Here is a 17,714-nt window from a genome sequence, read left to right as displayed (position 1 = left end):
TCATTGCTCGTCTTTGTAATACCACGCCAGTCGTTTCCGGAGGTTTTGTTTCGCCCGGTGCAGCAGAGACTCCACCGACGACAGCGAGGTCTGCATCACCTCCGTAATTTCCTGGTAGCTCAATCCTTCGACATGGTGAAGCGTGAAGGCCACCTTCTGCTGCTCGGGTAGTCGGCTGATGGCCCCGAACAGGATTCTGGCCCGCTCCTGCTGCTCCAGTTTTACGCCCGGGTGTTCAAAGTCGGCAGGGTGCAGCCGGTCGTCGGGACCATCAGCCTCGTCGGTACCGAACAGCCTGGCAAGAAAGGAAAACGGCGTAGCACCCAACCGTTTGCGGGCGTGCCGCTTTCGGTACGCTTCCAGCGCCTTGGTGGTGGCGATGCGGTAAATCCAGGCAGTCAGTTTCTGGTCGCCCCCAAACCGACCGATGGATTCGAAAACCTGTACAAACACCTCCTGCGCTACGTCCTCGGCGTCGTCGGGATGCTGCACAATGGCCAGGACCGTGTTATAAACGCGGCTCTGGTAAGTCTCGACCAGCGTCCGAAAGGCGGCCTGATTCCCCTGCTGTAGCTCCCTGATGAGTTGCGGTACGTCCAAACGGCGAAAGATTGAGTCGCTAATCAGATAAATGCCGGTTGGACAAAAAACTTGCGGGTACGTTTAAAAAAATAGGACAACCGGTATGGCTGTCCCAGAAAAAGCGGGTATGAGGGGTGCCAGAAAGGCTACACCGTAGCGGTCGTGCTGTGTTTCCGGACCAGACTGGCGTGGTGATGTTCGGTATGATGCGTAGTAAAGTAAATCATTTCCCGTACCGTCAGCGGTCCCAGCAGCGGGTGTTTCCAGACCGTAAACGTATCCAGATCCGCTTCCGTCAGTTGGCCAACGCTGGCCAGTAATTGCTGAACAACCGTGTTCCAGGCGTCCTTCTGCTGGTCGGCCGTCAGGCTGGCGATTTCGTCGGTGGGGCGGGTAGCGGCATTGTTGACCGGTGCACTGGCCGCCAGCGCCGACTGGTACTGCGCAACAACGGTCTCGTACGTCCGCGACTCGCCGGTGTAAGGGTACCATTTCGGGCGGCTGGCCGGACTCAGCAGGAAAGCCGTTCCCTGGGTTGATTTTCGCAGGTGTTCCATCTCCTGGGCAATGGTCCACCTGGTTCCCTGGGAGCGGTGGAGGTCGTCGGTCGATAAGGTGTCCAGCAGGGCGGTGATGGCCTGCAACGCATCAGTCAGCGCGGTTGTCGGTTCGGTAAGGTTCATACGGTTTTTCCTCAGAAGGTGAATGTTGCGGCTAAAGTGAGGAATAAAAGTTGCATATACAACTTCTTTGTTTATTTTTGAGCCATGGAAAGCCAGAACTACTGCATAGCCGGTCGGTTACGGATGCTGGCCCGGGTGGTTACGGGGTTGTACAACGACACGTTTGCAGCCGAGGGCGTTACGTTCGCCCAGGCCAGTTTGCTGATGTACATTTTCCCGCAGCCCGGTGTGCGGCAGGCCACGTTGTCGAAGCAGTTGCAGATTGAGAAGTCGGCCGTCAGCCGGGATATCCAATTGATGCAGCGCAACGGCTGGATTACCGACAACGTCCGCAAGGGGTTGTACCTGACCGACGAAGGGGCGGCCCTGGCCAAGCGCTGCCACAAACTCTGGAAGAGCCTCAACCAGCGCGTCCGCGAGGAACTGGGAACGGATGCCGTCGACGGCCTGAGTCTGCTCTCCAGCAAACTGTTAACGAAGCTGCCCAAAGACTAGCGGCTGCACTCAACCAACAACTCACTCATGACACCTTCTTTTCTGCAAACGACCCGCAAAGAGTCGGTCAAATCCTGGCGGTTCCGGACGCTGATGAACTGGTACCCCATGTATTTCGGAACGGGCGGCAAAATTCTGTTCTGGTCCGGCGACTCGCAGGAGGTTCATCTGCGCCTGCGCCGGAACATCTGGACCTACAACTACGTCGGCACCATCTTCGGCGGCAGTATGTTTTCGGCTTCCGATCCGTTCTATATGCTGATGCTGCTCCGGATTCTGGGCAATGCGTACGTCGTGTGGGACAAAGCGGGCAGCATCCGGTTCCGCAAACCGGCCCGGCAAACCCTCTACACGCGCTACCTGCTGACCGACGACGAGCTCGACAGCATCCGGCAGGACGTAGCGGCCAGCGGCCAGACCGAACGGACGTTTCGCCTGCAATGGGTGGATGCCAACGAGGTCGTTCATGCCGAGATCGAGCGGCTGTGCTACATCGCCGATAAAGCCTATTACGAACACCGGAAAAACGACCGGCAACACTCCCGTTTTCAACGCTAACGCATGGCTACCGAACATCACCTCACCGTTCAGCGGACGGCCCGCTACTACACGCTTGGCCAATTGAATGCCGACACAAAACGCGTCTGGTTCTGCCTGCATGGTTTCGGGCAGCTAGCCAGCTTTTTCAGCCGGAAGTTTACGGGTCTGGATGACGGCCAGACGCTGGTTGTGGCGCCGGAGGGCTTGTCGCGGTTGTATTTGAACGGCGGCTACGAGCGCGTTGGGGCGTCGTGGATGACCCGCGAGGACCGGCAACACGAGATTGACGACTACATCAGCTACCTGAATACCCTCTACGACCACTTGCTGGCCGACGCAGCCCTGGCCGACCTGCACATTACTCTGCTGGGTTTTTCGCAGGGAGCCGCCACCGCCTGTCGCTGGCTGAACGCCGGGTCTGTTCAGGCCCACCGGCTGATTCTGTGGGCGGGCTTTTTTCCGAATGGCGTCCGGGAGCTGCTTGATCCGGCCCGACTGGCTACGATCGAAACGCACTACGTGTACGGGCGGCAGGACGAGTACATCGCTGAGCTGGACGATATTGAAGGGTACCTCCGCCGAATCCAGACCGATGTACCGGGCCTGAAGCTGACGGCCTACGAAGGCGGCCACCGCGTGGAGCCGGACGTATTACAGAGCTTGTAACTCAGCGCACCAGTGAGGTGAGCGACCGGTGGAAGTACGGAATGAACCAGGCAAACAGCACCACCCCCAGCACGTTGAACAGGACGTGGGCGTTGGCGATTTTACGTCCCAGGGGTGCATCGCCACTGAGCCATTCAACAGTCGCGATCAGTTGCTGAATCAGCAGCAGGCCGATAACGACCGATGCAATGTTGAACAAGAGGTGGAACAGTCCGGCCCGAATCGCTTCTTTGGAGCGACCGATAACGGCCAGCAGCGTATCTGAACACGTACCGATCTCGGCCCCGAGCATGATCGCTATCCCAGCCTGCAGGGAGATCAACTGCTGAGAAGCCAGCACGATGGCAATGCCGACCGTGGCCGACGATGATTGAATAATCAGGGTCAATAAACCACCGATCAGCGCTCCCTCGACGGGCGTATCGAGTTTTTTCATCCATTCGAAAAACGGCGGGTAATCGCGCAGCGGCTCCACGGCCTTGTCCATCGTCCAGAGCCCGAAGAAAATGAGCCCGGCTCCAAAAAGAACTTTGCCTAGTTTGTGCCGGGTTTCGTTTTCGCCGATAACACTCAGTATCAGCCCCGCGACCAGTAGAATCGGCGAATACTCGGCGATGTTGAAAGCAATGATCTGGCTGGAGATGGTTGTACCGATGTTGGCCCCCATGATGACCCCGAAGGATTCGATGCTGCTGATCAGGCTGGCGTTGACCATCGTCAGTACCATAATGATCACAACCGACGAAGAATCCAGGAGCGTAGTGGCCACGGTGCCGGTAACGATCCCACTGAACGGATTGCTGGTAAACCGGGCCAGGAACCCCCGCATTTTGTCGCCGGCAAGTTCTTTCAGCGTATCGCCCATCAGCGTCACCGCATACAGAAACAGCGCCAGGCCGGCGGCCACCTGCAGCCCAAGGCTCAAAAAATCAATCCCTTTCGCTTCTTCACCCATGACCGTCTGATTTCAGGATAAAGGTGCAAAAGGGATTGAAGACCCCTGTTACGGGAATATTAAGGTTACTTTACGCTTACTGGAACGCAGCCCGCAGCCGGGTGGCAGCTAGTTCCTGAGCCTGAGCTGTTTCGGGCACGACCGCGTACATACCAAAAAATTCGTGCGTAACCCCCGGATAAAGCTGATACGTGACCGGCACACCCTGCGACTGAAGTTTGTCGGCAGCGGCTTGCCTTCCGTTTGTAACGGATCGATCCCGGTCCCAATAATCGTCAGATCTGCTACGTCCACCAGCGAGATCAGCGGGCTGTCGCGTTCGGCCGGAGACTATTCGCAGACTTCCGCAATGGCGTGGTAGCAGACACGTACAGAATTTACCGGGTAGATTGAAACCGGTGATTTTACTAGCGCAGCAAGAAAACGCCCCACGCATAACCATACGTGGGGCGTTTTCTGTATTTACAGGCTCTCAATAGGATTTCGTCAGCACATTGTGCTACCTTAAAGGCTCATTCTTTCACTACAATTTAGTCAGCTAAACGAAGCTCTCGCTGTATCCGCTCAACTTCGCTATCAGAAACATCATTATACTCCGCAATTTCCCCTATGGCTAACTTTCCACCTCGCAGCATCTTGATGATTGCTTCTCGCTTAGTTTCTAGTTTAGCTTCTTCTATCTGAGCATTCACCACCCGGATGGCTTCAGCGTTGATGGCCAAGGTGCGTTCGTATGCAAACCGCTCATCAGGAGTCATCTTGCGCTTGTCCAGCTCATTTATAGCCACCTGCAACCACTCCTCGTTCCAAAAAGCTGGGAATTGTGTGGGCTGGGTTGTCGTGTGTATGGTCTTCATGGTGTACACTAGTTTCTCCAAATCCGTCTGTACTTCGTCAGCCGTTAGTCTGAACTTGTCCAGTTCAACAGTGACATAACCAGGCCGCCGGGCGGTAATCTGCTCGTCAATCAGTTCGCCATCTGACTTGCGGATCGCAGCAATGGTATGAAAGTCTGGGCCAGCAAATATGTTGTTGGCTAAGATACCGATACAATAGATACGATCCAAGTTATTATAATCGAAGTTGCCCTTCTGCACCAGCGAGTTGAACTTATGAAAGGCATAAAATTTCATGCGCTGGAAGAAGTAGGGCGCGTCGGACACCTGCATCTCCACGATGAAGTGATTGCCCTGCTCATCAATGCAAGCTAAATCATAGATACCACCCCGGCTGTCTTTAACGATAGCATCAAAAGTATTCTTGTCGAAGTAAACTTCACGGATGGGCACTTCTGACTGGATGAGGGCCTGTAAAGCTTTCCGCAGAAAGATCGTGTTCTTTTCGTTGCCAAAAACCACTTTGAACCCGTAGTCGGAGACCAGTGGAATAAACAGCGCATCGGGGTCGTTCAAATTAATTCGCATTGAACAAAATTACCAATCTTCTATGGCGAATGGCTTAGCCTACTAACACAATGATTTTAAATCGAACACCATTGCGTCCAAAGGTTTGAGATTTCGAATTGATTTATCTGCTTAAAAGCAGCCCCTAACTCACCGAATCTGTTGCAGGAACATCTGATTGACCTCCACCCAATAAACTGATCCAATCTAAAGTGGAAAGTTTGGTTGAAGGGTGCCGCGATTGTTTGGGAATATTTCGAGCACTGCCTGACCTCAGCGAATGATGCGCACGGCCAGCACCAGCAGCCACACCGTCCAGAGGGCGTTGGCAATGAAATTAACCAGGCCGAAAAACCCCGACCACGCCGTTCCGAAATGCTCCGCTACGCTGAGAATAATCAGCGCACCGATTAATATACCCCCACCACGAAGCCACTGGGGCGCGCCGGTTTTCGACAGGACCAGGGCCAGGCAGATCGTCCAGCTTCCCATCGCTACAAAGCCCAGGTGTTCGCCGATGGTCATGCCGGCATACCGGTTCAGGGTGTCGTAGAGCAACGCAACTGATGCCCGGAGAGGTGCGTTACCAGCGGCCTGTTCGTAGGTTTTCGCCAGGTAGGGTACCGCAAACAGCCACCGACAGAATCCAATGGCCTGAAACAAGGCCGTGGCAATACCCAGGCCAACCAGCAGATCAAGCAGCGAACGGGTTGCCGTTCCGGTAAACTGCTTCCGAATCAGGACCGATATGGGTAGGTATAATAACCCCGACAGCATGAAGACGTAATAAGCGGGAACGATAATCGACTGGTTGGCCGAAAACAGCGGCAGAGCCGCAGCAGCGGGTTCACGCAGAATGTCCGGAAAACGGAAAGACGACGACAGCACACCAACGGGGGTTAACACGGTGATAATCTCGACGATGAGCAGGCCAAACAGCCATTCCTTTGTATGGCTACGGTCGTAACGAACGATCTGTTCCGAACTATTGAGTACAGCTTGCATGATTCCTTTACGGTATAAGCGAGGGAAGACTTAAAAGCCAAGGCCTACATTCAGGCTAACATGGCTGTTGCGGAAAGACTGGTTCTCGCCAAGGCCCGTTACGTCGCCCCGCCGATTGGAAGTTTCAAAGTCGAAGTCGATATTGAGCGCCGACCGTTTGTTGAATACGGGGATAGAGTAGCCCATACCAACCAGCAGGGTTGTTCCGACGGCAAACTGATGCTCGTACGTACGCGTGTCGTTGTATTTGGTTTTCTCGGTCATCTGCCCGATTCCGAAGCTGCTCTTCAGGTTGAACCCTTTATTGAATGTTTTACTCAGCAGGTAGTATTTTGCCCCCAGACCAACGTGGTAGTAGTTGAACAGGTACGTTTCTTTGTTGCCGCCGTTATTGGGGGTTGCAAAGAACCCTTTGACCCCCGTACCAACGCCCAGCCCCTTCCAGCGGGCCGGCGCTACGTAGAACCAGGTTGTCAGGGTGTTTCCCTGGTTGCGGCCAAACCCACGGCCGTCGTTGATGGTTTCTTTCTCGGCCAGTCGGCCCGAGAAAAACGTATTCCCATAGCCAATGCTGATGTTGCCGTAGATGGGCAGTTTGGCCGGAGCCGGCTCAGCGTTCTGTGCCCGAACGGTTGTGGATACCAGTAAGGCAGTACTCCAGAAAGCCAGTGTGAAGTGCGACGTTTTCATGTGCTTTGTCTGTTTGTTTGATTGTCTTGAACTACATGACAAAGGTGCACCGTCGCAAGGGGCAAAAACCTTGACTTTAGTTAGATACGTCCGGTACGTACTTAACCTGGGTTAAGAAAAGCAGGATCAGCGGTTCTCAGCCAGCCGTTTGCGGATGCGGGAAAGGCTCTCGGGCTTAATACCGAGGTACGACGCAATGTGGTGCAGGGGGATTCGCTCCATCACCTTCGGCCGCTCTTTGATCAGTTTGAGGTAGCGTTCTTCGGGCGTGTCGAACAGCAGGGAGGCCGTTCGGCGCTGCGAACCGATCACGACGTTCTCGGCCAGTACCCGCCCGAAGCGCTCAAACTTAGGTAGTTCAGCATAGAGGTTTTGCAGATCGGTGTGCTGCATTACCAGCAGTTCGGCGTCTTCGAGGGCATCAAAATACTGGATGGAAGGCTGCCCGGTCAGAAAACTCTGGTAATCGCCGATCCAGGCGCCTTCGAAAAAAAACTGGCCGTTGAATTCATCGCCGTCTTTGAGGTAATAATAGCGCAGACACCCCTGATTGATAAAGGCAATCTGGGTACATACCTCCCCAGCCCGCAAAAAGTACTCGTGCTTAGCCAGCTTACGGGGCGTCAGCAGGGTCACGAAGTAAACAAACTCCTCACGGGTAAGGGGCAGCAGGCGCTCCAGACTGGTTTTCAAGCGGTCGAACATAACCTCAGATACACGGATTTACGCAAATTTTCTGCTACTAATTACGTCTTTTTTCGGCGCAAATCCGTGTATCTGCGGCAACGATCACTTCCGGTGAATCGTCGTGGCGGCAGCCTGAGCGCTCGCCAGAATAGTCAGGTCGGCGATGGTGACGTGGGCCGGGACCGTAACGGCATAGACGATCGTATCGGCAATGTCCTCGGCCGTCAGGGGCGTAAACCCTTCGTACACCTTCGCGGCCCGGTCGGCATCCCCTTTGAAACGTACCATCGAGAACTCCGTTTCGACGGCTCCCGGCGCGATGTTGGTTACCTTGATCCCGTGCTGAGTCAGATCCAGCCGCATCCCTTCGCTCAGGGCTTCGACGGCGGCTTTACTGGCGCAGTACACGGCTCCGTTGGCGTAGGTCTGCTTCCCGGCAATCGAACTCAGGTTCACGATGTGGCCGCGTTTCCGCTCAACCATACCCGGGATGACGGCTTTCGATACGTAGAGCAACCCCTGTACGTTCCCATCGATCATCAGATCCCAATCCGCCGGGTCGCCGTCCTGAATGGGAGACATTCCGTGGGCATTACCGGCGTTGTTGACCAGAATGTCGATTGCTTTCCACTCGTCGGGCAGGCTACCGATAGCCGACTCAACGGCGTTCCGGTCGCGGACATCAAAGTTGAGCGTAGTGAAGGAAGGAGCCTCGCCATCGGCCGTGTCCTGGCTGGTCCGCTGCCGAAGGTTCTCGGCCAGTTCATCAAGTCGTTCCTGCCGACGACCGCATAAAATCAGGCTGTACCCCAGGTCAGCAAACGCTTCGGCGGTGGCAAGACCAATGCCCGACGATGCCCCGGTAATCAACGCTATTCGTGTCATAATGAGAGTTGTAAATCCGCAGAAAAATAAAAAGTTACTACTGCAAAAAGGCGCATTTCCGGCGTAAAACTACATATTATCAGGATTTTATCCAGCCGTTGCATCCATCGAAAAAAGCCCTGGCCCGTTTCCTCATAATTTGAACATAAACGGTTCTTCATGTTGACTTTCGACAACCTTTCTTACTATATCAGGTTAGAAGACTACTTCGGTTCTGCGCATTTATCATCAAAGCATTACTCAATGGAATGGAAACTTGCATTAATCAGTGAACATGCATCTCCGCTGGCACTGATCGGCGGTGTTGATGCCGGCGGACAAAATATCGCCGTGGCCGAACTGGCGCAACACCTGGCAAAACTGGGCTATCAGATTGATATTTTTACCCGGTGGGACAACGACGCCCTCCCCGAAACGGTCGACTGGAAACCCGGGGTTCGGGTTATTCATATCAAAGCCGGCCCGGTCGACTTTGTTCCAAAAGAAGAGTTGCTGTGCTACATGGACGAGTTTACCGAAAACACCGTCCGCTTCATTAAACACGAACGCGATCCCTACCGACTGGTACACGCCCATTTCTTCATGTCGGGGCTGGTGGCGGCCAACATCAAGCGTGCATTGCAGATTCCCTTCGCCGTTACGTTCCATGCCCTCGGTGAAGTTCGCAAGCAGATGCAGGGCGACTGCGACCGGTTTCCGGCCGAACGGTTTACGGTTGAGCAACGGGTCATCCGCGAGGCCGACGCCCTGATTGCGCTCTGCCCGCAGGATCGCGACGATCTGATTAATCTGTACATCGCTGACCCGGTAAAAATCTTCACCATTCCAAACGGATACAACCCCAACGAATTTTACCCGATCGAAAAACCCCTGGCCCGGATGGTGCTGGGGCTGGACCCCAACGAGCCGATCATCCTGCAACTGGGCCGGATGGTGCCGCGCAAAGGCGTCGATAATGTCGTACGTGCGCTGGGCTGGCTGCGCCGGTCCTACAGCATGACGCCCCGGCTGCTGATTGTGGGGGGCGAGTCTGATTTGCCCGATCCCCAGCAGACACCCGAGATTGGCCGCCTGCAACAGATTGCCGACGAAGAAGGCGTAACCGATCAGGTGACGTTTACGGGTAGGCGGCAGCGCGAAACCCTGCGGTACTACTACAGTGCCGCCGACGTTTTCGTGACTACGCCCCTCTACGAACCGTTTGGCATTACCCCCCTCGAAGCTATGGCCTGCGGGACGCCCGTTGTAGGTTCGGCGGTGGGCGGCATCAAACATACCGTGCTCGACGGCGAAACCGGGTTTCTGGTTCCTCCCAACGACCCACCGGCCCTGGCGGCCAAGCTGGCGGCTTTGCTGTATAGCCAGAAACTCCGCGACTTGCTGAGCGATGAGGCAATCCGGCACGTTCAGGAAGCGTACACCTGGCTTCAGGTGGCTCAGCAAACCGCCAATCTGTATGAACTGATTCTGGCGGGGCAGTTGACCCCGGCCCGACTGAAACGCCGGGTTATCGATCCGCCAGCGATTGAACCAGACCCATCCCGGGTGTTAACGTCTGAAAACTAAGTCCGGATGGTAATGCAGCGCACAGTTTTTCTCGACAAAGACGGGACGATCATCCCCGATATCCCCTACAACGTTGATCCGGCCTTGATTACGCTTTATCCGGAAGCCGGACCTGCCCTGCAGAAACTCCAGCGGGCAGGGTATCAGTTTGTAGTGGTGTCGAACCAGGCCGGGGTTGCCCGGGGCTATTTTACGGAAGACGCCCTGCCCGCCGTATTCGCGACGCTGAATGAGCTACTGGCTCCGTTCGGGGTACGGCTGGCGGCCTGGTACTATTGCCCCAACCATCCGGATGGGACCGTAGCGCCGTATGCCATTCGCTGCGGACTTCGCAAACCCGAGCCGGGTATGCTGCTTCAGGCCGCACAGGAACACGGCATCAATCTGGCCCATTCGTGGATGATCGGCGACATCCTGAACGATGTTGAAGCCGGCAACCGCGCCGGATGCCGGTCAATTCTGGTCGACCGGGGCAACGAAACCGAGTGGAAGTCCGGGCCTTTCCGCGAACCGGTGGCTACGGTGCGTGACCTTGCCGAAGCCGCCGATCTGATCCTTTCGGCAGGTCCGGCTGCCCGCGCAATCGAAAAGCCGGCCGCAGGCTATAGCTATTAATCTCTGCCCCCGTTTCTTTCGTTAACCAGTACCGCGACTAAACGCAGGTATATTCGAAACTGACGCAACGCTATGAACGAAACTTACTGGGATAACCTACTTAGCGGCAAGCCGTTACGCATCCTCTGCGTACGACCTGACAACTTTGGCGACGTGCTGATGACAACCCCCGCCTTCCGGGCGTTGAAAGATACCTGCCCCAACTGCCACCTGACCCTGCTGACGTCGCCGGTGGGAGCGGCCGTGGCTGGGATGATTCCTGAGATTGACGACGTACTTGCGTTTGATGTTCCCTGGGTTCGTCAGGGCGAGACAGCGCACGACCCGGCCAGCGTAGTCGAGATGGCCGAAACGATTCGGCGGGGGCGGTTCGATGCGGCCATCCTGTTTACGGTGCAGAGTCAGAATCCGCTCCCGGCCGCTATGCTGTGCTACCTGGCCGGTATTCCGCGTGTGCTGGGCTACTGCCGCGAGAACCCGTATCGGCTCATAACCGACTGGATTCCGGACCCCGAAGTGCTGGTTGCGACCCGGCACGAGGTAGACCGGCAACTGGATCTGGTGGGGGCCATTGGCTGCTACACCGACGACACCCGCCTGTCGCTGCAAATCCCGGAAGGAGCGCAGGAAAAGGCCATCAATCTCCTGAAAGAAACGGGCGTGAGTCCAAACCGGCCGTGGCTCATTCTGCACCCGGGGGTTAGTGAAGAAAAACGGCGTTATCCGGCCGAGTGTTACGTGAAAGCAGCGAATCGCCTGGCCGATATCTACGATTATCAGATCATCCTGACCGGTAGCGCATCGGAATGGGCCTACGTTGACGGCATTTGCCAGCAGATCGGCCCCGATGCGTTCAACCTGGCCGGCACGATGGACCTGAGTACGCTGGCTGCCCTGATTGCCGAAGCGCCGGTCCTGATCGCCAACAACACGGGGCCCGTTCATCTGGCGGCTGCCGTCGGTACGCCCGTGGTGGTGCTTTACGCCAAAACCAACCCGCAGCACACGCCCTGGCAGGTAGCCGGCCGGGTCCTGTATTTCGACGTACCCGAAGCCCTTCGCTCCAAAAATGTGCTGCTGCAGCAATTCCCGGAGCCGGCCGAACCCGTTGCTTCACCCGAGGCCATCGTTCGGGCGGTGCGGGAGCTGGCTCCGCAGCCCGTCAACGTATTAACTAAATTAGTTTCCTACGCAAACCGACTACTCAACGCATGATCACGCTTGGTATCAATGCGGCTTTCCACGACCCGGCCGCAGCCCTTGTTAAAGACGGTGTGGTGCTGGCAGCCGCCGAAGAAGAACGCTTCACGCACATCAAACACGGCAAACGACCCGTTCCGTTTTCGACCTGGGAGTTACCCTACAACGCCATTGACTTCTGCCTGAAAACCGCCGGTATTACCCTCCACGAGGTTGACCACATCGCCTACTCTTTCGACCCGCATCCGCTGCTGGGCGACCATCAGGACAAACTGACCGTAGAGATTCCCCTGCGGCCGGAAGGCACCCGTACGTCGCTCAACCCCAACGGCGGACTGGCCTGGGAAAACCCCTACGCCGGGATGTTCCTGTCGGCGATCCTGAACGCACCGGGGCACCTGGTCGACGGGGTGCCGCTGCACCTCTCGAAACGCTTCAAAGGCGCTACGCTCGACACCCTCGGGCAGTGGCACTTTGTCAACCATCACCTGGCCCACGCAGCCAGCGCCTTTCTGCCGAGCCCGTATACGAAAGCGGCCGTGCTGGTGCTCGACGGACGCGGGGAGCAGGTATCGACCAGCTACTGGATGGGTAACGGCAACCAGCTGGAACTCCTGGGCGAAGTAGCCCTGCCCCATTCGCTGGGCCTCCTGTACGAGCAGATGACGAGCTACCTCGGCTTCCTTCACTCGTCGGACGAATACAAGGTCATGGCCCTGGCCTCCTTCGGAAAACCAACCTACGTCGATTATTTCCGTAGTCTCATTCGAATAAGTGAGGATGGGCAGTACACCATTGCGCCGTTGAAGCTGGAAGAGACGTTCGGCCCCGCCCGCGACAAGGGTGGTCCGCTGGAAGCCATCCACTTCGACATTGCGCACTCGGTGCAGACCGTACTGGAAGAAACGGTGTTGCAGCTCATTACGTGGCTGCACGAAAAAACCGGTGCGGAGAACCTATGTATGGCGGGTGGCGTCGCACTCAACTGCGTCATGAACGCCCGGCTTCGCGACCGGGGACCGTTCAGAAACATCTGGGTGCAGCCGGCCGCGGGTGATGCCGGTACGGCCCTCGGTGCGGCCATGTGGGTTGACGCGCAGCAACGTAATGTGAATGAACGAAGCTACGAGATGGAGCACGCCTATCTTGGCCCCAAATTTGCCGATGACGAAATAGAGCGGTTTTTGCAGTGGTCGAAGCTACCGTATAAAAAGCTGGATAACGTAGCGGAAGAAGTCGCTGAGTATCTTGCCGACGGGCATATCATCGGCTGGTTCCAGCAGGGTATGGAGTTTGGTCCGCGGGCGCTGGGCGCTCGTTCGATTCTGGCGCCCCCGTTCCCGGCCGAGATGCAGGCGAAACTGAACGATCTGAAAGACCGCGAGGATTTCAGGCCGGTGGCGCCGGTGGTGATGGAGGAATACGCCGATACGTATTTCGTCAACGCCCGCAAGTCGCCGTTCATGCTGTTTGTAAACGACGTTCGGGCGGAGCGAAAGCACGAGATTCCGGCCGTAACCCACACCGACGGAACGGCCCGAATCCAGACCGTCAACGCGGGGCAAAACCCATCGTACTACGGGCTGCTGAAGGCGTTTCGGGAGAAAACGGGCGTACCGGTGCTGATCAATACCTCGTTTAACACGCAGGGCGAACCGGTAGTCTGCACCCCGCGCGATGCCGTGGAGTCGTTCTGGACCTCGCCCCTCGATGCGCTGGTGATAGGCTCGTTCATGCTGGAGAAAACCGGCAGCAGCTGGTCGCGCCAGAGCGAGGCCGTCTCGAAGGAGTTCCAGCCGCTCTTTAGTTAAAGAAAGGTACCGTTCCAGATTTCGGGTTCCAGCAGATATCCTGTCAGGCGGCCCTGAAACCTGGAACATAACGCTAAATACAGTTAACTACACAATACCATGACACCGGAGTTTTCGGTCGTGATTCCAACGCATCAGCGACCGGCCCTTTTACTGAAATGTCTGGAAGCCCTGAGTCGGCAGACCCTGCCCCGCGACCAGTTCGAGATCATTGTAGTTGACGACGGCAACGCGCACGAAACGGCCGAGGCCGTCTGGCAGTTCACGAAACGGGTGGCCCGGCAGGGTGGCCCGCTGGAGATTCGCTACCTGGGCCAGCCCGAACGGCGGGGTCCGGCTGCCGCCCGCAACCGGGGCTGGCGGGCAGCCCGGGGCCGGGTTGTGGCCTTTACCGACGACGATTGCGTACCGCAGCCCGATTGGTTGTCGGCCGCGCTGGTCTGCTTCCGGAGGGGAGCACAGGTCGTTACCGGCTCGGTACGTATGCCGCTGCCCAACCAGGCCACGCACCACGACCGTACCACGGCCCTGCTCGAAACGGCGGAGTTTGTGACGGCCAACTGTTTCTGTTCCCGGATCGCGTTACAGCGCGTCGGTGGATTTGAAGAAGCGTTCGACATCGCCTGGCGCGAAGACAGCGACCTGCAGTTTAAGTTTCTGGAGTTGGGCATCCCCGTTACGAAGTGCCCCGAAGCGGTGATTGTGCATCCGCTACGCGAAGCGCCCTGGTACGCTCCCCTGCGCGACGAGCGGAAGAACCGGTATGATGCCTTGCTGTATAAACGGCACCCGGACCTGTTCCGCGAACGGATTCCGGCGTACCGGGGGCTGGTGTTTCAGTATTACCTGACCGTTGCGGGCAGTGTGCTTGGGCTATTGGCCATGCCGTTCAGCGGCTTCGTGGCCACGGCCGGTCTGTCGGTCTGGCTGCTGTCTACGGCTGATCTGACCATCCGCCGATTACCCGAGGGTCAATGGCGGTGGCTCGACATCAAACACGCCATCCTGACGGCCGTACCAACGCCGTTCCTGTCGGTATACTGGCGGTTGTACGGTGCCTTCAAGTATCGAGTATTGTATTGGTAGGTTTCGCTTTTGACATCCGGAAGCACGAACGATCAGCGCTTCGTGCTTCCGGCCAACGCGTAGTATCGACCAATCCGACACCCTGCCATGCAACCCCACAATTCCCTCCCCGCTTCTCCCCAGCGTATTGCCGTTTTACGCGCCATAAAGCTTGGCGATCTGCTTTGTGCCGTACCGGCATTTCGGGCGCTTCGCCAGGCGTACCCCGATGCACACATTGCCCTTATCGCCCTGCCCTGGGCCCGTGAGTTCGTTGAGCGTTACCACCACCTTTTCGACGAATTCATTACGTTTCCCGGCTGGCCGGGTTTGCCCGAGCAACCGCTTGACGTAGCAAAATCCGTTGCGTTCCTGCAGGAAATGCAGACCCGGCAGTGGGACCTGGTGTTTCAGATGCAGGGCAACGGCACGCTGGTAAATGCAATGCTAACGCTGTTTGGGGCCAAAGCGGTGGTGGGGTATCACCCGACCAACCACCCCGAACGGTTTCTGCCCTATCCGGAGTTGTTCATGCCCTACCCCGACAAAGAACATGAGGTCAAACGCCATGTGCGGCTGATGGAATACGTCGGCATTCCGGCGCAGGGCTACCAACTGGAGTTCCCGATCACCCCGCAGGACCGCGCCAAAGCCGGGGCCATCCTGACGGCAGTGGGCGTAGTACTGAATCTGGAAACCCGGAAACCGACTACCTCCTACGTCTGCATTCACGCGGGGGGTGTTTCGGGCCGACGGTGGCCGGAGCATCGCTTCGCCGACGTAGCCGACGCCCTGGCCGGGCAAGGGTACACTATTGTCCTGACTGGTACAACCGCCGAAGAGCCCATTATCCAGCGGGTGCAGGGCCTGATGCGTCACCCGTCGGTCAGCATTGCCGGCCAGACCGATCTTGGTTCGCTGGCCGCCATTCTGGACGGGGCCGCCGTGCTGATCAGCAACGACACGGGCGTATCGCACCTGGCCGCAGCCTGCCACGCCCCGAGCGTCGTTATCTTCACCTCCGCCGACCCCGCCGAATGGGCACCGCTGGATCGCGAACGCCACCGCGTCGTGCTGGAAAAAGACGCGACCACCGAACGCATGCTGGCCGAGGTGGAGGATCTGCTACAGACGGTGTCGTGATTGTATGTGTCTCAGAGACGCCTTGCCGCTTAATCAATCTATTAAATAAATCTTTGCAAACAGGTTACAAAATTACTTGATTTGTTGGTGAAGGATTCTTGAATTGTAGCGTGTTTGAGTGATACGGAACTATAAATCGTTACTTATTGACCAGAAACAGTTCCGTATTTTTGCGTACATGTATATGTTGGGTGGTCCGAACAGCCAGAAAAGAAGGGGTGGCCTTCCGTGCGACATGAGAAACGCAGTGACAGATTAAATTTAGGCTCGTTAGGTCGCTCCTGACGACGTGAGAATCGTCCTGCCAAGTAGTGTTTAACTAGATGGTCGGTGTCGTGCGACAGGGTAAATGCCTCACTGATTTGGCTTTAGTGAATCAGGTGGGTTGCGTCCGACGAAGTAAGCGTCTCTGTTCTTACGGATCGACAAAAACGGGTTTAGTATGTGGTGAAAGGCTTCGGATTGGTCTTGAATTTGATTGGTATTTTTGCACTTCGCGCTGTCACTTTCATAATGACAGTGTGCTTGCCGATGACGAAACTTGGCAGCCCAATTCTAAATTCCATTACCTAGGCTAGGGTAATACAGTGAATCAAAATACTGCGAATACTTAATTAAATATTTAGTAAATAGTTAAAAAGTGGCGGAGCAAGCGAACAAATTAGAGTTGCATTATTACTTCCGTGATAATTCACACTCAATGAATGCCTTTATTAGGAACCAATGTGAAAAAGAATTATTATCTATATCAAAAGAAATTATATTAATTTTTGACATAGATGTAGAAATAGAAAGTGAAGCTTTCGACGAAGGAGGTTTAAAAGAAGTCTGGAAATTTATCGGGAAAAATTCAAATCAGATTACAACTTTAATAACTTTGATAAGTATCTTTATTGCAAGGATACCGGTCGAAAATAAGGAACTAACACGTCTTCAGATCGAAAATTTGTCACTTGATAACGAATTGAAACGTGAAGAACTTAGAAAGATAAGAGATACCATACGTAATGATAAATTAGTTTCAGAGGACACACTACAAAATGCACTTGATATCCTTGACGAAGATTATAAAGTAAACTGGCGCCGATCTAATTTTTACAAGCGTTTGGTTACGTACCCCAAAATAGATAAGTTATCAGTTCAAAGATTAAACTTCAATAACAAACCTATTGAAGAAGCCAAAACAATAAAGAAGTCTGCATTCGCTTATTTTATATTGCATAGTGATAATGTTGCTTCTTTAATAGATGACAATGCTATTATTGAAATTATATCTCCCGTTTTAAAGAAAGGAAATTTCAATTGGAAGGGATTATATAACGGCAAAGTAATAAGTTTTGAAATGTCTGATAAACAGTTCAAAAACGACGTACTTGATAAAAAAATTGAATTTATGAATGGAACAGCGATAAGATGCGTACTACAGCAAAACAGGCAAATTGATGAATCTGGAATCATTAAAGTTACCCAAAATAGAGTTTTAACTGTGCAGGAAATTATAAGAGGTGTGGATTTAGCAGCAACAAATCAAAGCTCTCAACTCAGGAGAGAGAAGATTGCAGCTAGCGGGCAGTTCGAGATTAATTTTGGTGAACATAAGAGAGTGTTGGGAAATAAAGAATATTGAGGATCGGGTCACCTTTGTAGCGACCAAACTCCAAAGCTGTGACTAAACAGTTTTCTAAACTGACCGACCCTCAATGGGATGCAATTTCTCCTTTTT

The 17,714-nt window shown here is 55.0% G+C and carries 19 protein-coding genes; 10 read left to right on the top strand and 9 right to left on the bottom strand.

The annotated features are described in order from the left end of the window. Both DYU11_RS30445 and DYU11_RS30440 read right to left on the bottom strand, forming a co-directional pair. Positions 1-600: an RNA polymerase sigma factor gene (locus DYU11_RS30445; RefSeq protein ID WP_119671529.1), complete on the bottom strand. Its 600-nt coding sequence runs from the start codon at positions 598-600 to the stop codon at positions 1-3. Between the two features lie 128 nt (positions 601-728). After that, entirely contained in the window at positions 729-1,265 is a 537-nt protein-coding gene (locus DYU11_RS30440) for a DinB family protein (RefSeq protein WP_119671528.1), read from the bottom strand. An 84-nt stretch (positions 1,266-1,349) separates the two neighbouring features. On the opposite strand from DYU11_RS30440, the gene DYU11_RS30435 reads away from it, so the two are divergent. The 3 genes from DYU11_RS30435 to DYU11_RS30425 are packed head-to-tail and all read left to right on the top strand — an operon-like array spanning position 1,350 to position 2,966. Continuing rightward, on the top strand, positions 1,350-1,760 hold the full coding sequence (locus DYU11_RS30435; RefSeq protein WP_119671527.1) for a MarR family winged helix-turn-helix transcriptional regulator: 411 nt from the start codon (positions 1,350-1,352) through the stop codon (positions 1,758-1,760). A gap of 27 nt (positions 1,761-1,787) precedes the next feature. After that, positions 1,788-2,318, top strand: a complete 531-nt coding sequence (locus DYU11_RS30430) for a DUF4442 domain-containing protein (RefSeq protein ID WP_119671526.1) — start codon at positions 1,788-1,790, stop codon at positions 2,316-2,318. A 3-nt stretch (positions 2,319-2,321) separates the two neighbouring features. Beyond that, positions 2,322-2,966 carry an alpha/beta hydrolase gene (locus DYU11_RS30425; protein WP_119671525.1) on the top strand — a complete coding sequence of 215 codons (645 nt, stop codon included), beginning with the start codon at positions 2,322-2,324 and terminating at the stop codon, positions 2,964-2,966. Between the two features lies 1 nt (position 2,967). On the opposite strand, the gene DYU11_RS30420 is transcribed toward DYU11_RS30425, so the two are convergent. The 7 genes from DYU11_RS30420 to DYU11_RS30390 form a co-directional block, all read right to left on the bottom strand. Then, positions 2,968-3,921 (bottom strand): Na/Pi cotransporter family protein, encoded by a 954-nt coding sequence (locus DYU11_RS30420; RefSeq protein WP_119671524.1) that lies wholly within the window; start codon positions 3,919-3,921, stop codon positions 2,968-2,970. 76 nt (positions 3,922-3,997) lie between these two features. After that, positions 3,998-4,123: a hypothetical protein gene (locus tag DYU11_RS33890; protein ID WP_262697204.1), complete on the bottom strand. Its 126-nt coding sequence runs from the start codon at positions 4,121-4,123 to the stop codon at positions 3,998-4,000. A gap of 328 nt (positions 4,124-4,451) precedes the next feature. Beyond that, the gene (locus tag DYU11_RS30410; protein WP_229366126.1) at positions 4,452-5,333 is read right to left on the bottom strand and encodes an Rpn family recombination-promoting nuclease/putative transposase; all 882 of its coding nucleotides are present in this window, start codon (positions 5,331-5,333) and stop codon (positions 4,452-4,454) included. Between the two features lie 264 nt (positions 5,334-5,597). Then, a complete protein-coding gene (locus DYU11_RS30405) occupies positions 5,598-6,329 on the bottom strand; it encodes a DUF4386 domain-containing protein (protein ID WP_119671522.1) in 732 nt (243 codons plus the stop codon). 30 nt (positions 6,330-6,359) lie between these two features. Beyond that, a complete protein-coding gene (locus DYU11_RS30400; RefSeq protein WP_119671521.1) occupies positions 6,360-7,019 on the bottom strand; it encodes a hypothetical protein in 660 nt (219 codons plus the stop codon). 126 nt (positions 7,020-7,145) lie between these two features. Further along, entirely contained in the window at positions 7,146-7,724 is a 579-nt protein-coding gene (locus DYU11_RS30395; protein WP_119671520.1) for a Crp/Fnr family transcriptional regulator, read from the bottom strand. Positions 7,725-7,808: 84 nt separating this feature from the next. Then, positions 7,809-8,591, bottom strand: a complete 783-nt coding sequence (locus tag DYU11_RS30390) for an SDR family NAD(P)-dependent oxidoreductase (protein ID WP_119671519.1) — start codon at positions 8,589-8,591, stop codon at positions 7,809-7,811. 243 nt (positions 8,592-8,834) lie between these two features. Between DYU11_RS30390 and DYU11_RS30385 the strand changes: the two genes are divergently transcribed. From DYU11_RS30385 to DYU11_RS30355, 7 genes are all read left to right on the top strand, one after another. Continuing rightward, positions 8,835-10,157: a glycosyltransferase family 4 protein gene (locus DYU11_RS30385; RefSeq protein ID WP_229366125.1), complete on the top strand. Its 1,323-nt coding sequence runs from the start codon at positions 8,835-8,837 to the stop codon at positions 10,155-10,157. 12 nt (positions 10,158-10,169) lie between these two features. Then, positions 10,170-10,772 (top strand): D-glycero-alpha-D-manno-heptose-1,7-bisphosphate 7-phosphatase, encoded by a 603-nt coding sequence (locus DYU11_RS30380; RefSeq protein ID WP_119671607.1) that lies wholly within the window; start codon positions 10,170-10,172, stop codon positions 10,770-10,772. 72 nt (positions 10,773-10,844) lie between these two features. Then, positions 10,845-11,987, top strand: a complete 1,143-nt coding sequence (locus tag DYU11_RS30375; RefSeq protein WP_119671517.1) for a glycosyltransferase family 9 protein — start codon at positions 10,845-10,847, stop codon at positions 11,985-11,987. Next, complete coding sequence (locus DYU11_RS30370; RefSeq protein WP_119671516.1) at positions 11,984-13,783, top strand: carbamoyltransferase family protein; 1,800 nt, start codon at positions 11,984-11,986, stop codon at positions 13,781-13,783. Before DYU11_RS30375 ends, DYU11_RS30370 begins: the two co-directional genes overlap by 4 nt. A 99-nt stretch (positions 13,784-13,882) precedes the next feature. Next, on the top strand, positions 13,883-14,869 hold the full coding sequence (locus DYU11_RS30365; RefSeq protein ID WP_119671515.1) for a glycosyltransferase family 2 protein: 987 nt from the start codon (positions 13,883-13,885) through the stop codon (positions 14,867-14,869). Positions 14,870-14,956: 87 nt separating this feature from the next. Beyond that, on the top strand, positions 14,957-15,991 hold the full coding sequence (locus DYU11_RS30360; protein ID WP_119671514.1) for a glycosyltransferase family 9 protein: 1,035 nt from the start codon (positions 14,957-14,959) through the stop codon (positions 15,989-15,991). 700 nt (positions 15,992-16,691) lie between these two features. After that, positions 16,692-17,618 (top strand): hypothetical protein, encoded by a 927-nt coding sequence (locus DYU11_RS30355; protein WP_147368081.1) that lies wholly within the window; start codon positions 16,692-16,694, stop codon positions 17,616-17,618. The last annotated feature ends 96 nt before the right edge of the window (positions 17,619-17,714 follow it).

This window comes from Fibrisoma montanum (genome assembly GCF_003583365.1).
Classification (GTDB): Bacteria; Bacteroidota; Bacteroidia; order Cytophagales; family Spirosomataceae; genus Fibrisoma; species Fibrisoma montanum.
This window is presented reverse-complemented; position numbering and strand designations above follow the sequence as displayed.

What these genes read in the sequence shown, in the direction of transcription:
- DYU11_RS30370 (WP_119671516.1), top strand. Translation starts at nt 11,984, where the DNA reads ATGATCACGCTTGGTATCAATGCGGCTTTCCACGACCCGGCCGCAGCC.
- DYU11_RS30400 (WP_119671521.1), bottom strand. Translation starts at nt 7,019, where the DNA reads ATGAAAACGTCGCACTTCACACTGGCTTTCTGGAGTACTGCCTTACTG.
- DYU11_RS30435 (WP_119671527.1), top strand. Translation starts at nt 1,350, where the DNA reads ATGGAAAGCCAGAACTACTGCATAGCCGGTCGGTTACGGATGCTGGCC.
- DYU11_RS30380 (WP_119671607.1), top strand. Translation starts at nt 10,170, where the DNA reads ATGCAGCGCACAGTTTTTCTCGACAAAGACGGGACGATCATCCCCGAT.
- DYU11_RS30420 (WP_119671524.1), bottom strand. Translation starts at nt 3,921, where the DNA reads ATGGGTGAAGAAGCGAAAGGGATTGATTTTTTGAGCCTTGGGCTGCAG.
- DYU11_RS30355 (WP_147368081.1), top strand. Translation starts at nt 16,692, where the DNA reads ATGAATGCCTTTATTAGGAACCAATGTGAAAAAGAATTATTATCTATA.
- DYU11_RS30385 (WP_229366125.1), top strand. Translation starts at nt 8,835, where the DNA reads ATGGAATGGAAACTTGCATTAATCAGTGAACATGCATCTCCGCTGGCA.
- DYU11_RS30360 (WP_119671514.1), top strand. Translation starts at nt 14,957, where the DNA reads ATGCAACCCCACAATTCCCTCCCCGCTTCTCCCCAGCGTATTGCCGTT.
- DYU11_RS30365 (WP_119671515.1), top strand. Translation starts at nt 13,883, where the DNA reads ATGACACCGGAGTTTTCGGTCGTGATTCCAACGCATCAGCGACCGGCC.
- DYU11_RS30425 (WP_119671525.1), top strand. Translation starts at nt 2,322, where the DNA reads ATGGCTACCGAACATCACCTCACCGTTCAGCGGACGGCCCGCTACTAC.
- DYU11_RS30440 (WP_119671528.1), bottom strand. Translation starts at nt 1,265, where the DNA reads ATGAACCTTACCGAACCGACAACCGCGCTGACTGATGCGTTGCAGGCC.
- DYU11_RS30390 (WP_119671519.1), bottom strand. Translation starts at nt 8,591, where the DNA reads ATGACACGAATAGCGTTGATTACCGGGGCATCGTCGGGCATTGGTCTT.
- DYU11_RS30395 (WP_119671520.1), bottom strand. Translation starts at nt 7,724, where the DNA reads ATGTTCGACCGCTTGAAAACCAGTCTGGAGCGCCTGCTGCCCCTTACC.
- DYU11_RS30375 (WP_119671517.1), top strand. Translation starts at nt 10,845, where the DNA reads ATGAACGAAACTTACTGGGATAACCTACTTAGCGGCAAGCCGTTACGC.
- DYU11_RS30430 (WP_119671526.1), top strand. Translation starts at nt 1,788, where the DNA reads ATGACACCTTCTTTTCTGCAAACGACCCGCAAAGAGTCGGTCAAATCC.
- DYU11_RS30405 (WP_119671522.1), bottom strand. Translation starts at nt 6,329, where the DNA reads ATGCAAGCTGTACTCAATAGTTCGGAACAGATCGTTCGTTACGACCGT.